The organism is Alsobacter metallidurans (assembly GCF_014636935.1).
GTDB classification, from domain to species: domain Bacteria; phylum Pseudomonadota; class Alphaproteobacteria; order Rhizobiales; family Beijerinckiaceae; genus Alsobacter; species Alsobacter metallidurans.
Map to the genome: position 1 here is coordinate 893,744 of NZ_BMES01000002.1, position 12,668 is coordinate 906,411.

The 12,668-nt window shown below is 70.0% G+C and carries 11 protein-coding genes; 9 read left to right on the forward strand and 2 right to left on the reverse strand.

Annotation, left to right across the window (positions count from 1 at the left end):
• The first annotated feature begins 87 nt into the window (after positions 1–87).
• From IEV99_RS14440 to IEV99_RS14455, 4 genes are all read left to right on the forward strand, one after another.
• A complete protein-coding gene (locus tag IEV99_RS14440; RefSeq protein WP_188518456.1) occupies positions 88–387 on the forward strand; it encodes a hypothetical protein in 300 nt (99 codons plus the stop codon).
• Positions 381–3,539 carry an efflux RND transporter permease subunit gene (locus IEV99_RS14445; RefSeq protein ID WP_188518457.1) on the forward strand — a complete coding sequence of 1,053 codons (3,159 nt, stop codon included), beginning with the start codon at positions 381–383 and terminating at the stop codon, positions 3,537–3,539. The genes IEV99_RS14440 and IEV99_RS14445 overlap by 7 nt, the downstream gene beginning before the upstream one ends.
• Before the next feature lie 17 nt (positions 3,540–3,556).
• A complete protein-coding gene (locus IEV99_RS14450) occupies positions 3,557–4,711 on the forward strand; it encodes an efflux RND transporter periplasmic adaptor subunit (protein WP_188518458.1) in 1,155 nt (384 codons plus the stop codon).
• A 319-nt stretch (positions 4,712–5,030) separates the two neighbouring features.
• The gene (locus IEV99_RS14455; protein ID WP_188518459.1) at positions 5,031–5,402 is read left to right on the forward strand and encodes a hypothetical protein; all 372 of its coding nucleotides are present in this window, start codon (positions 5,031–5,033) and stop codon (positions 5,400–5,402) included.
• A 244-nt stretch (positions 5,403–5,646) separates the two neighbouring features.
• Here the strand turns inward: IEV99_RS14455 and IEV99_RS14460 are convergent, their stop codons facing one another.
• Together IEV99_RS14460 and IEV99_RS14465 are read right to left on the reverse strand one after the other, a co-directional pair.
• Positions 5,647–6,408: an anti-sigma factor gene (locus tag IEV99_RS14460; protein WP_188518460.1), complete on the reverse strand. Its 762-nt coding sequence runs from the start codon at positions 6,406–6,408 to the stop codon at positions 5,647–5,649.
• Entirely contained in the window at positions 6,405–6,971 is a 567-nt protein-coding gene (locus IEV99_RS14465) for a sigma-70 family RNA polymerase sigma factor (RefSeq protein WP_308469375.1), read from the reverse strand. The genes IEV99_RS14460 and IEV99_RS14465 overlap by 4 nt, the downstream gene beginning before the upstream one ends.
• Positions 6,972–7,132: 161 nt before the next feature.
• On the opposite strand from IEV99_RS14465, the gene IEV99_RS14470 reads away from it, so the two are divergent.
• The 5 genes from IEV99_RS14470 to IEV99_RS14490 all read left to right on the forward strand — a co-directional run bounded on the left by IEV99_RS14470 (position 7,133) and on the right by IEV99_RS14490 (position 12,595).
• The gene (locus tag IEV99_RS14470; RefSeq protein WP_188518461.1) at positions 7,133–7,912 is read left to right on the forward strand and encodes a DUF4394 domain-containing protein; all 780 of its coding nucleotides are present in this window, start codon (positions 7,133–7,135) and stop codon (positions 7,910–7,912) included.
• A 205-nt stretch (positions 7,913–8,117) separates the two neighbouring features.
• Positions 8,118–8,639: a cupin domain-containing protein gene (locus IEV99_RS14475; RefSeq protein WP_188518462.1), complete on the forward strand. Its 522-nt coding sequence runs from the start codon at positions 8,118–8,120 to the stop codon at positions 8,637–8,639.
• 83 nt (positions 8,640–8,722) lie between these two features.
• On the forward strand, positions 8,723–9,871 hold the full coding sequence (locus tag IEV99_RS14480) for a 2Fe-2S iron-sulfur cluster-binding protein (RefSeq protein ID WP_188518463.1): 1,149 nt from the start codon (positions 8,723–8,725) through the stop codon (positions 9,869–9,871).
• Positions 9,868–11,817, forward strand: a complete 1,950-nt coding sequence (locus IEV99_RS14485) for a mechanosensitive ion channel family protein (protein WP_188518464.1) — start codon at positions 9,868–9,870, stop codon at positions 11,815–11,817. The genes IEV99_RS14480 and IEV99_RS14485 overlap by 4 nt, the downstream gene beginning before the upstream one ends.
• Before the next feature lie 37 nt (positions 11,818–11,854).
• Positions 11,855–12,595: a transporter substrate-binding domain-containing protein gene (locus IEV99_RS14490; RefSeq protein ID WP_188518465.1), complete on the forward strand. Its 741-nt coding sequence runs from the start codon at positions 11,855–11,857 to the stop codon at positions 12,593–12,595.
• The last annotated feature ends 73 nt before the right edge of the window (positions 12,596–12,668 follow it).

The following is a 12,668-nucleotide window of genomic DNA, read 5'->3' on the forward strand; positions in this document are numbered from 1 at the left end:
AAAGAGGCGTCAACCAAATCGCAATCCGGGTTTTGCCGGACGCGAAGCGGGTCGTTTTTTGAAGAGTGCGGCCGCCGGAGATATGCCATGAAGCCTTATTCCCCCGATCTCTCCCTTGATGAACTCCTGTCCGATCCGCTGGTTCGCGCCTTGATGCAGGCCGACCGCGTCGATCCGGCAAAACTGCGCCGCGACCTTGCCGCGGTCACCCCCCGCCCCTTTCAGCGCGCAGGCCGACAGCCCCAAGCCCTGCCCAACGGCTCCCTCCCCCGCTGGCCCACCGCCTGGGATGAACTGCGGCATCTGGTGATCGGCTGCGTGGAATCCAACCCGGCGTCGTCTTCGCCCCCCGGGCGGCGCCTCCAGAAGGTCGACCAGCCATGGTGAATTTCTTTATCCAGCGGCCGATCTTCGCCTCCGCCATCGCCATCATCATGGTGATGGCGGGGGCCATCTGCTACCTCACCCTCCCGGTCGCGCAATTCCCCGACATCACCCCGCCGCAGGTGGTGGTGAGCGCCCGTTATCCGGGCGCCAGCGCCCAGGTGGTGGCCGATACGGTCACGACCCCGCTGGAGCAGCAGATCAACGGCGTCGAGGGCATGACCTACATGGCCTCGTCGAGCTCCAACGACGGCAGCGCCACCATCACGGTGACGTTCGACGTCGGCTACCCGCTCAGCACCGCCGCTGTGGACGTGCAGAACCGCGTTTCGCAGGCCGCCTCGTCCCTGCCCGCGATCGTCAACCAGTCCGGCGTGACGATCAAAAAGCAGAACCCCAACTTCGTGCTGATCGTGAACCTCACCTCGCCGGACAAGTCCGTCGATCCGGTGGCGCTCAGCAACTACGCCTACCTGCAGATCGTCGACCCGCTGAAGCGCCTCCAGGGCGTCGGCGACGTCCAGATCTTCGGCGAGCGGCGCTATTCCATGCGCGTCTGGCTCGATCCCGACAAGCTCGCCAAGTTGGGCGTCACCGCCACCGACGTTCAGGCCGCCATCGCGGAGCAGAACGTCCAGGTCGCCGCCGGCAAGATCGGCCAGTCCCCGGCCCCGGCAGGCACCGCCTTCGAGCTCCAGGTCAACGCCGTCGGCCGCCTCGCCGACCCGTCCCAGTTCGGCGAGATCGTGGTGCGGGCGGATCCCGCCAGCGGCGCAGTTCTGCATCTGCGCGACGTCGCCCGGATCGAGCTCGGCGCGCTGCAATACGCCTCCTCGGCCTTTTTCGGCGAGGACCCCACCGTCGTGCTCGCCGTGTACCAGATGCCCGGCTCCAACGCCCTCGACCTGCAGCAGCGGGTCAAGGACAAGATGCAGGAGCTCTCGGGCCGCTTCCCGGCCGGCATCGCCTACGCGATGCACTACGACACCACTCGCTTCGTCTCCGCCTCCATGCACGACGTGCTGGTGACGCTGGCCGAGGCGCTGGTTCTCGTGGTCGCGGTCGTGTTCGTCTTTCTGCAGAACTGGCGCACCACCGTCATCCCCACCATCGCGATCCCGGTGTCGCTGATCGCCACGCTCGTGGTGATGAAGCTGCTCGGCTTCTCGCTCAACATGCTGAGCCTGCTTGGCATGGTTCTGGCCATCGGCCTCGTGGTCGACGACGCCATTGTGGTGGTCGAGAACGTCGAGCGCCAGCTCGAGGCGGGCCTGAAGCCGCTCGCCGCCACCCGCAAGGCCATGCAGGAGGTGACGGGTCCCATCGTCGCCACCACGGCGGTGCTGATGGCCGTGTTCGTTCCCGTCGCCTTCATCCCGGGCGTCGCCGGCCGGCTCTACAACCAGTTCGCCCTCACGGTGGCGATCTCGGTCGGCATCTCGGCCTTCAACTCGCTGACCCTGAGCCCCGCGCTCAGCGCCGCCTTCCTGCGCCACCGCCCGGCGACGAACTTCGCGCCCTTCCGCTGGTTCAACACGGGCTTCGACCGGCTGTCGCACTCCTACGCGAACGGCGTGCGCCACCTCATCCGCTTCCGCTGGGCCATGCTGGCGCTGTTCGTCGCCGGCCTCGGGGCCACCTACGCGGTGTGGATGCGCATTCCCTCCACCTTCCTGCCCGTGGAGGACCAGGGCTACTTCTTCGTGGTCGTGCAGGCGCCCGACGGCGCCTCGCTGGAACGCACCGACGCTGTCGCCCGCAAGGTGCGCGAGGAGTTGATGCGCACGGAAGGCGTCGACATCGTCGGCTCCATCAGCGGGCTCAACTTCCTTACCGGGGCGGCGCAGTCCAACTCGGCCGTGGAGTTCGCCATCCTGAAGCCCTGGGACGAGCGCGGCGCCGGCATGAGTGCGTCCGAGATCGTCGCTCGGGTGCGGCCCAAGCTGCTCGGCATCCCTGACGCGATCGCGCTGAGCTTCGATCCGCCCTCCATCCCGGGCCTCGGCGCCACGGGCGGCTTCGAGTTCCAGGTGCAGGACCTCACCGGCCGCGGCAGCGCCGCGCTCAACGAGGTCACGCAGGCGCTCATCGCCGAGGCCAGGAAGCAGCCGGAGCTCAACGCCCAGCAGCTCTTCACCAGCTTCAGCACGTCGACGCCGCAATACAATTACGACCTCGACCGCAGCAAGGCGAAGATGCTCGGCCTCAACCTGCCGGACGTGTTCAACACGCTGCAGATCTATCTCGGCTCGCTCTACGTGAACGACTTCAACCTGTTCGGGCGCACCTTCCGGGTCACCCTGCAGGCTGACCAGGCGGCGCGCGGCGCAGCGACCGACATCTCGCGGCTCTATGTCCGCAACTCCACCGGCGGCATGGTGCCGCTCAGCACGCTGGGCTCGTTGAAGCCCACCGTAGGGCCCGAGACTGTGCCGCACTACAACAACAACCCCTCGGCGCTGATCAACGGCGGCGCGGCTCCGGGCTACAGCTCGGGCCAGGCCGTGGAGGCCATGCAGCGGGTCGCCGCCAGCGTGCTGCCGCGCGACTTCGGCTACGAGTGGACGGGCATCACCTTCCAGGAGCTCAAGGCGGGATCGGTGGCGACCCTCGTGTTCGGGCTCGCGATCGTGTTCGTGTTCCTGATCCTGGCCGCCCAGTACGAGAGCTGGTCCATGCCCTTCATGGTGCTGCTCTCGGTGCCGCTGGCGCTCTTCGGCGCGCTCGCGGGGCTCTGGGTGCGCGGCATGCAGATCGACGTGTACTCGCAGATCGGCTTCGTGATGCTGATCGGCCTCGCGGCCAAGAACGCGATCCTGATCGTCGAATTCGCCAAGCGTCGCCGCGAGGAAGGCGTCGAAATCGTGGAGGCCGCCATGGAGGCGGCGCGGCTGCGGCTGCGTCCCATTCTCATGACCGCCTTCGCGTTCATCCTCGGCGTCGTGCCGTTGATGCTCGCCACCGGGGCCGGCGCGGCCAGCCGTCGCTCCATCGGCACTACGGTGTTTGGCGGCATGGTCGCCGCCACGGTGCTGACGCTGCTCTTCACCCCTGTCTTCTACGCCGTGATCGAGACGTGGCGGGAACGCCGCGACCGTCCCGATCCGGCCGCCCATCATCCTGAGCCGGCCACGTTCAAGCAGGCCGCCGAGTAAGGTTCCGGAGATCCCCCATGCGCAAGCTCACCCTCACGCTCGGCGTCGGCGTCGCCCTGGCGGCCCTCGCCTGGTACACGCCACCGATACGCGAACGCCTCGGCCTGGCGCCGGCGCAGCCCACCACGCCAGCCGCGGCCGCGCCGCCCCCCTTCGCGATGCCGGCTCCGGTGGCCGAGCTGGTCACCCGGACGCTGCCGATCAACCTCGACTACCCGGCCCGCACGGAAGCTTTCCGTACGGTCGCCTTGCAGGCGAAGGTTTCCGGCTACGTCGTGGAGCAGCGCGCCCATGACGGCGCGGATGTGAAGGCTGGCGACCTGCTCTATCGCATCGACCCGCGCGACTACGAAGCCGCGCTCGACCAGGCCAAGGCGCAGATGCAGCAGGCCTCGGCCTCGCTCGAATACCTGAAGTCCAGCCTCGACCGCGGCGAGGAGCTCGCCCGCCGCGGCTTCCTGGCCAAGGACAACTACGACCAGCGCAACAGCTCCGTGCGGCAGGCCGAGGCCGGGCTGGCGGTGAACCGGGCCGCCATCCGCACCGCTGAGCTCAACCTGGAGCGCGCCACGATCCGCGCTCCATTCGACGGCCGGCTCGGCCGCGACCAGGCCCCTGTCGGCACGCTGATCAGCGCTGGCGGCGGCCCGCTGAACACGCTGGTGCAGCTGGATCCGATCTACGTGACGTTCACCCCGAGCGAGACCGACCTCGTCGCCATCCAGAAGGCGCAGGCCGGCGGCGCCGACGTGCAGGCGGACGTGGTGGTGCCCGGGCAGGACCGGCCCCCTCATCGCGGCAAGCTGACCTTCCTGGACAACGTCGTCGACCGCACCACGGGCGCGATCACCGCCCGCGCGACCATCCAGAACGACGACTTCGCGCTGCTGCCAGGCCAGTATGTCCGTATCAGGCTGCGGGTCGGCGAGCAGCCCGACGCGCTTCTGGCCCCGCAGGCGGCAGTTGGATCGAGCCAGCTCGGCAAGCATCTCTTCGTGGTCGGCGATGACAACCGCGTGCAACTGCGCCCCGTGGTGCTCGGCCAGACGGACGGCGAGCTCGTCTCGATCGTAAAGGGCGTCGCCAAGGGTGATCGCGTGATCACCGGCAATCTGCAGAAGCTCGGCCCCGGCTCGCTGGTGCAGCCCCTGCCCGCCGCCGCCAAGCCCTGACCGGCGGGCGCAAGCGCCTCGCCGATGGTTAACCAAAAGGCGGTCGTCTCACGCATGAGACGGCCGCCTTTTCGCGTCCGGCCTCCCGCAGCGTGCCCGTCCCTGCACCCAAAGGGGGATGCGCGTCCGCCGGGTTCAGCAGAATTCGGCAAGGCGCCGCGCCTGTTCATCCGTGATTCACCGGGTACCTTCACGTTCAGGCTCCGCCTAGACTCGGCGTTGCTGGAGAGGGCACATGATGATTCACGACGAAAGCAGGCTCGTACGCGCGCAAAGACGCGTGGAGCTTGCCCAGACATTCGCCGAAGACGCTCGTCGGATGGTCGGCGTGCTCGACGCGCAATCGAAGATCATGACCGCCGCGCTCGAGAAGCTGCGCCGCGGCAACGCCTCCCCGCGCGAGATCGCCGCCCAGGCCGCCTGCATGGCCTCCTTCGCGGCGATGATGAACCAGGCCGCCGCGAACTTGCGCAAGAGCCACGCCGGCGCCCGCGAGGACCTTGCCGAACTGGAAGACCTCCGCCGCCTCGACCCCGACCTCGCCGCAACGCTCCGCGCCGCCGTCACCACGCTGGGCGACAGCTGCCGCGCCGTCACCCGGTGCAGCGAATCCCTGGAGCGCTGCCTCGAAAACGGCGCCCGCCGCGCCAACCGCTTCTGGCAGGACGCCGCAGGAGCCATGCCGCACTGAGGGGTGGTGCGGGAGCCCATGACGAGAAGCGTGCGTGCGTTCCCTCTCCCGCAGTCGGGAGAGGGATGCGCACGACGATCAAACGCCTCGCCGTCATTGCCGAGCGGAGCGAGGCAATCCAGGCGGTTGGGGTTAGCCGCCCGGCGCTGGGCATATGCCCAGCATCAGCTGGATTGCTTCGCTGGCGCTCGCAATGACGAGCGGAGGGTTGGGCGACAGCAGGGCGGCCCCAGCCACCCGCTCCCTACAGCGCCGTCGCCGTCAGCCCCTTCATCAGGATCGGCCCGGTGGGCCGGCCGGTGGGCGAGCCGCTGGCGGGCTCCACCGTGATCTCGAAGAGCTGGTTCGGCCCGGGCTTCGGCAGCTTCGACAGGTCGAGCCGCGTCGCCCGCGCCTCGCCGATGAGGCCGACCGATTTCGGCCCGACCGCGCGGTCCCACAGCGTCCAGATTTCGAGCGCCCGCCCGGGCGGAGCCGCGATCGCCCGCAAGGGAACCAGCTCCGTTCGCCCGTCCGCGAAGGCGTTGACCACGGCGGCCGGCTGGGCGCTGCCCTCCTCCAGCAGCACCGCGACCAGCGTCGGCGTGCGCGCCGCCTTGTCGGCGAAATAAGCGGCGCCGACAGCCAGCACCACCGCGGCCGCCGCCGCGAAGCCGGTGGCGGCGCGCCACGCCGGGAGGCTCTGCCAGATCGACGGCCGCGCCGCGCCAGCGGAGCGGAACGGCAACACGTGGGCTGTCGCGGCCTCGACGGAAGCGGGCGAACTCTCCGGTTTGGCAGGCGTAGCCGCAAGCCCTGACTCGATCCGCCCCCACAGGTCGCCGCTTGGCGCGGCGCGGTCTGCGATGGCGTCGAGATCGGACAGGCGCACCCGCCACTCCGTCACGGCCGCCGCGAAGGCAGGGTCCTGCTCCATGAGGGCGTCCGCCCGCGCTGCGTCTTCGCCCTCCAGGACGCCGAGCGCATGCTCGGCCGCCAGCTCGTCCCGGGTCGTCGCATCGCTCATGGCAGGCACTCCCGCAACGAGCTCAGCGAACGTCGCATCCAGGACTTCATGGTGCCGAGCGGCACCCGCAGGCGCCCGGCGAGCTCGCCGTGCGTCAATCCGTGCACATAGGCGAGCACGATCAGCGAGCGGCGCGTCGGGTCCAGCCGCTCCAGGCAACGGCGCAGCGCGCTGGCCTCCGACAACCGCGACACGATGGCCTCGGCGTCCTCCTCGGCGCTGGTGAGCCCCATGGGCTCGAAATCCTCGACCAGGTCGGTGCGGGTCTCCACCCGCAGCACGTTCAGCGCCCGGTGCCGCACGATCGCGTAAAGCCAGGACCGCGCATGGCCGCGCTCAGGCGCGAAGCCGGCGGCCTTCTGCCAAATCTGCAAGAAGGCGTCGTGCACCACCTCCTCGGCCACGGCCCGCCGCCCGACGATGCGCAGCGCCACCCCGATCATGCGCGCGCCCTCGGCGTCATAGATGCGCCGCAGCGCGTCCCGCTCGCCCGCGGCGCAGCGGGCGAGCTCGGCCGCGAGGTCGACCGGCGCGTCCAGCGTATGTTCGGCGGGCATGGACATCGCGGCGGAGGGCTCCGGGTGATCCTGTCCCTCTAATACGCTCCGAAACCGCCCATGGATGCAAAGGAGAAAAAACTTCAGCGCCTCTGCATCCGCCGCCGAGGTCGGCGTGTACCCGCTCCGTCAGCCGGTCGACAGGCCGGGACAACGGGAGAAACACGATGACAACCAAGACGCTGTTCGCCGCGCTGCTCGCCACCGCCGCTTTCACGGGCGCCGCCAACGCCCAGGTCGCCGTCGCGCTGATCGGCGAGAACACCCTCGCGATGGTGGACGTCGCCGCCAAGAAGGTCACCGGAACCGTGAAGGTCGACGGCGCCAACCTGCTCGGCATCGACGTGCGCCCCGCCGACGGCATGCTGTACGGCCTCGCCTCGGACGGCCAGATCTGGACCATCGACGCCAAGACCGGCAAGCCGACCGCAAAGTCCAAGCTCGACATGCCGCTGCCCGCCAACGTGATGATGACCGTGGACTTCAACCCGGTCGCCGACCGCCTGCGCGTGATCGGCTCCAACGGCGCCAACCTGCGCATCAACGTCGACGACGGCAAGGTCACCAAGGACGGCGACCTGAAGTTCGCCGAGGCCGACATGCACAAGGGCGAGACGCCCAAGATCGTGGCTGGCGCCTACACCAACTCCATGAAGGGCGCCAAGGAAACCACCCTCTACGACATCGACGGCACGATCGGCGCGCTCGTGAAGCAAGCCCCGCCGAACGACGGCGTGCTCGGCGCCGTCGGCAAGCTCGGCGTCAAGGCCGACATGGCGGCCTTCGACATCGTCACCGACTCGGCCGGCAAGAGCGAAGGCTGGCTGATGGCCGCCGACACGCTCTACCGGGTCGACCTTTCCACCGGCAAGGCGACCGCCCACGGCAAGATCGAGGGCGTCGGCACGATGCAGGTGCGCGACCTCGCCGTCATGCCGGCCATGTAAGGTAGGACGACGCGCGCTCGGAGCCTTTCCGACGTCACACTCAATCGTCATCCCCGGGCTTGTCCCGGGGATCCACGCGCTGGGCTCCCGCGTGGATGGCCGGGACAAGCCCGGCCATGACGGAGAGTGCGAGACCACATTGCGCCTCGGTGATTGCGGAGAGGTGGATGGCCGCGGTACTCGTCTTCCAAACGGGAGACGCCCCATGGCTTCGCACGATCACCCCCACGATCACGACCACGATCACGACCACCCGCACGACCACGCCCCGCGCTGGAAGCACAACGGCGTGCGCGTGATCAAGGGCGACCAGCTCGACCCCAACACGGCCCAGACGCCCGGCATGTTCCGGCAGGCCGCCATCAACCACGCCCGCGTCGGCGCGCAGAAGATCTGGGCCGGCACGGTCGCGATCGAGCCCAACGCCAAGACGGGCGTGCACCACCACGGCGCGCTCGAGAGTGTGATCTACGTGGTCAGCGGCAAGGCCCGCATGCGCTGGGGCGACAAGCTGGAATTCGTCGCCGAGGCCGGGCCCGGCGACTTCATCTTCGTGCCCCCCTACGTGCCGCACCAGGAGATCAACGCCGACCCCGACCAGCCGCTGCAATGCGTGCTGGTGCGCTCCGACAACGAGGCCGTGGTGGTCAACATCACGGACGTGGAGCCCGTCGAGAAGCCGGAGACGGTCTACTGGGTCGACCCCATCCACAAGCACCCGGAATAAGCCGCTCGCGCGAAGTTCAAGCCGCCGGGGCTCGCTTTCCGCGCCCCGCGCAGGCAATGTCCCGGGAGGTTCGGGGAACGACGATGTCTGCCACGATGGCGATCCGGGTAGTGAGGCTGGCGAGCGGCCTCTTGCTGATGGCCTTCGTGTTCACGCACCTCGCCACGCTCGCGGCCGGGCTGATGTCGCTCGACGCCATCAACGCCGCGGCCGGCATGCTGATGGCGCCCTGGATGACGGGCGTCGGCACCGCCCTGCTGGCCGGCTCCGCCGTCGCGCATCTCGCGCTCGGCCTCGCCACGATCGCGACCAAGCGCACGCTCGCGATGCGCCGCGGCGACGCCGTGCAGCTCGTGCTCGGCCTCGCCGTGTTGCCGCTGCTCACGCCCCACATCCTCACCGTGCGCGTCGCCAATGCGTATGCGCCCGATCTGGAGGTGGATTTCGCCCGCCTCCTCACCTTCTACTGGCACTTCGCGCCCGTTTACGCGATCCAGCAGCTCGTCGTGGTGCTGGTGGTGTGGAGCCACGCCAGCATTGGCCTGCATGGCTGGATCAGCGTGCAGCGCTGGGGCGAGCGCGCCGGGCGCCTCGTCACCCCGCTGCTGTTCGCCACCCCCATCCTGGCGCTGCTCGGCTTCGTGGAGGCCGGCAAGCAGGTGCTCGCCGCCTTGCGGGACGACCCCGCCTTTGCGGCCGACGTGGAGGCGCACTGGGCGCGGCTGCAATCCGCCCAGCCCTCGCTGCGCGCCATCGCCGGCACGGTCTCGCTCACCTACTGGTCGGTCGTGGTGCTGGTTGTCGCCGCGCTCGCGGTCGGGCTCCTCATGCGTCGCCGCTCGCCCGTCCACATCCGCTACGACGGCGGGCTGGAGGGCGTCGGCCTGCGCGGCCTGTCGATCCTGGAGATCAGCCGCCGCTCCGGCGTGCCGCACGCCAGCGTGTGCTCCGGCCGCGGTCGCTGCGGCACCTGCCGGGTGCGGGTGCTCAGCGGCGCCCAGGCTCTCACGCCCATGCAGGATGTGGAGCGCCGCACGCTTGGCCCCGCCTGCGCGGCGGATTCGGTGCGCCTCGCCTGCCGCGCCCGCGTCTACGACGACGGCGTCGCGGTGGAGCGCCTTCTCGCCCCCGACGCGGACGCCGCCTTGGCCCGCCGCCTGAAGGATCCCGACGTCGCCCCGGCCCCGGCCATGGAGGCCGCCCCGGCTCCGGCTACGGAGGCGGCGGCATGATGATGGCGACCAGCATCCTGGAGCGCGCCCAGAACGGCGTCGCGGCCGCCTTGCGCGATTTCGCCCTCGCGCCCGGCGAAGCGGCCGGGCTCCTCGCCGGGATCAACGCGTCGCTGCAGTCCGGCGACGGCGTGCGCGCCTTTGCGTACCTGCTGATCGTGTTCATCGTCGCGGCCGGCCTCGAATGGCTGTTCTGGACCTATGCGGGCCCGGCCTATCGCTGGCTTCTCGCCGAGGATCCGCGCCGCCGGACGGACGCCTGGCGCATCGCCGGCCGCCGCATCGCCACGGACGCCGCCGCCCTCACGCTCTCGGTCGTCTCGATGCTCGCCGTGGCGGCGATCTTCGCCTGGCCGCCCGGCGTGCCGGACGTCATCGTCGGCGTCGCCATGGTGACGCTCGCGGCGCGCCTCACGGCCGCGCTGGCCGGCGCGCTGCTGGCGCCTGGCAACCGCCGCCTGCGCCTCGTTTCGCTCGGCGCTCCGGATGCTCGCGCCTGGTCGCTCGCCCTGCCGCCCCTGGCGGGCGTTCTCGCCGCCGGCCTCGTCGCCGCGGAAGCGTTCGAACCCCACGCCCCCCATCTCGCCGGCGCGTTTGCGGTTCTCACCGCGCTGGTCGCCGGGGTGTCGCTGGTGGTCGTCGTGGCGGTTCTCGAGAAGCGCCGCCCGCCGCAACGGCGGCTGCTGCCGCGCCCGCTCGTGGCTGGCCTGTGGGCCGCCGTGGTGCTTCTGGTCTGGCTCGCGGGCGAGCCCCGCTGGGCGCTCACGGTCGTGATCGTCAGCGCCACCCTGTTGCTGGAGGGCGTCGCCCGCCGCATCGTCCGCGCCGCCTGGGACCTTGCCGAAGCCAGCAAGGCGTCCGCGGAGGCCGCCGCTTTGGCCCAAGCGGCCGATGCCGCTACACCGAGCACGGAGCCGGCCGCCTCCGTCCCGGCCGCGCCGGTTCTGCGCCCCCGACGCCGCGCACTCATGGCGGCGCTGAGCCGCGACGTCAGCATTCGGGCCGCCCGTTTCGTGGTGGCGCTCGCCGGGCTCGGCGCCTGCATCGCCGTGTGGGGTCTCGCCATTCTGTCGCCCATGGACGTGCAAAGCCCGCTGGAGCGCTTCGTGTCGCGCACGCTCGGCGCGGTTGTGCTGGTGCTGCTCGCCGATCTCGCCTGGACGGCTGTAAAAACCTGGACCGACGCGTTGCTGGAGCGCGTCGCCGCCACGCCGCACGGCGATCCCGAGACGGGCGCCAACGCGCGCCTGCTCACGCTGGTGCCGATGGCCCGCAAGGCCTTCGGAGCGACCCTGGTCGGCCTTCTCGCGGTGTCGCTCCTGTCGATCTTCGGCATCGCGATCACGCCCCTGCTGGCCGGCGCCGGCGTGCTTGGCATCGCGGTCGGCTTCGGCGCGCAGACGCTGGTGCGCGACGTGCTCTCGGGCGTCTTCTACCTCGCCGAGGACGTGTTTCGCATCGGCGACTACATCGAGGGCGGCTCCGCCAAGGGCACTGTGGAGCGCATCACCCTGCGCACCGTGGCGCTGCGCCACCAGAACGGCCCGCTGCATTTCGTGCCCTACGGCTCGCTTGGCTCCGTCCGCAACAATTCACGCGATTGGGTGATCGACAAGTTCGAGCTCCCGCTTCCCATCGAGGTCGACAGCGAGTTTGTCCGCAAGCTGGTCAAGAAGATCGGCCAGCAGATGCTTGAGGACCCGGAGATCGGCCACCTCATCGTCGAGCCGCTGAAAACCAAGATCTACCGCATCGAGCCGGGCGTGAAGGTGTTTCGCTGCAAGGTCCAGACCCCGCCCGGCAAGCAGTTCGAGGTCCGCGCCGCCGCCTACCGTCGCATCGAGGCGGCCCTGCGCGAAAACGGCCTCCGCTTCGCCGACAGCCGCTCGCAGGTGGTGCTGAGCTCCGCTCCCCAAGGAGAGCCGCTCACGGCCGCGAATGCCTGACCGGTCCGTCGCTTCGTCCTAACCTGCAGGAACGCGCATGACATCCCCTCTCCCCGCAGCCGAACGCGCCCGCATCGCGGCCCTGCTCGCCCCCACGGGCGTGCTGCGCGCCGGCATCAACCTGTCGAATTTCCTGCTGGTCTCGCGCCGCACGCCGGATGGCGGCCCCGCCGGCGTGTCGCCCGACATGGCGCGCGCCCTGGCCGACAGCCTCGGCCTTCGGCTCCACTACGTGCCCTACCCTAACCCCGCCCAAGTGGCGGACGCAGCCGGGAAGGACGAGTGGGACGTCGCCCTGATCGGGGCCGAGCCGCAGCGCGCCGAAGTCATCGCCTTCACGCCCGCTTATGCGGAGATCGAGGCCACCTACCTGGTGCCGGAGAAATCGACCGCCCAGACGGTTGCGGACGTGGACGCCCCCGGTCGGCGCATCGCGGCGGCCGACCGCACCGCCTTCGGCCTCTGGCTCGACCGCAACCTCAAAGCGGCTGAAATCCACCGCGTCGCCACCATGGACGACGCCCTGGCAGCTTTCCGCACCCACGACCTCGACGCCCTCGCGGGCCTCCGCGCCCGCCTCATCGACGACCAGAAGGCCGTGCCGGGCAGCCGCATCCTCGATGGTCGCTTCATGACCGTGCAGCAAGCCATCGGCGTCCCGCGCGCCAAGGAAGGCGCTCTCGCCTATTTGGTCGATTTCGTCGCCGACGCCCGCCGCACCGGCCTCGTGCAAGAACTCATTCGCCGCCACAAGGTTCAAGGCTTGACGGCGGCGTGAGCCAGACATCCGCGCTGGTGTTATGCGTCAGCCCCTTTACCGTCATTGCGAGCGCAGCGAAGCAGTCCAGCGA

Bases quoted from the DNA above. Each gene is read 5' to 3' on its own strand.
- IEV99_RS14450 (WP_188518458.1), top strand. From the start codon at position 3,557: ATGCGCAAGCTCACCCTCACGCTCGGCGTCGGCGTCGCCCTGGCGGCC.
- IEV99_RS14485 (WP_188518464.1), top strand. From the start codon at position 9,868: ATGATGATGGCGACCAGCATCCTGGAGCGCGCCCAGAACGGCGTCGCG.
- IEV99_RS14445 (WP_188518457.1), top strand. From the start codon at position 381: ATGGTGAATTTCTTTATCCAGCGGCCGATCTTCGCCTCCGCCATCGCC.
- IEV99_RS14460 (WP_188518460.1), bottom strand. From the start codon at position 6,408: ATGAGCGATGCGACGACCCGGGACGAGCTGGCGGCCGAGCATGCGCTC.
- IEV99_RS14455 (WP_188518459.1), top strand. From the start codon at position 5,031: ATGGTCGGCGTGCTCGACGCGCAATCGAAGATCATGACCGCCGCGCTC.
- IEV99_RS14470 (WP_188518461.1), top strand. From the start codon at position 7,133: ATGACAACCAAGACGCTGTTCGCCGCGCTGCTCGCCACCGCCGCTTTC.
- IEV99_RS14490 (WP_188518465.1), top strand. From the start codon at position 11,855: ATGACATCCCCTCTCCCCGCAGCCGAACGCGCCCGCATCGCGGCCCTG.
- IEV99_RS14440 (WP_188518456.1), top strand. From the start codon at position 88: ATGAAGCCTTATTCCCCCGATCTCTCCCTTGATGAACTCCTGTCCGAT.
- IEV99_RS14480 (WP_188518463.1), top strand. From the start codon at position 8,723: ATGTCTGCCACGATGGCGATCCGGGTAGTGAGGCTGGCGAGCGGCCTC.
- IEV99_RS14465 (WP_308469375.1), bottom strand. From the start codon at position 6,971: ATGTCCATGCCCGCCGAACATACGCTGGACGCGCCGGTCGACCTCGCG.
- IEV99_RS14475 (WP_188518462.1), top strand. From the start codon at position 8,118: ATGGCTTCGCACGATCACCCCCACGATCACGACCACGATCACGACCAC.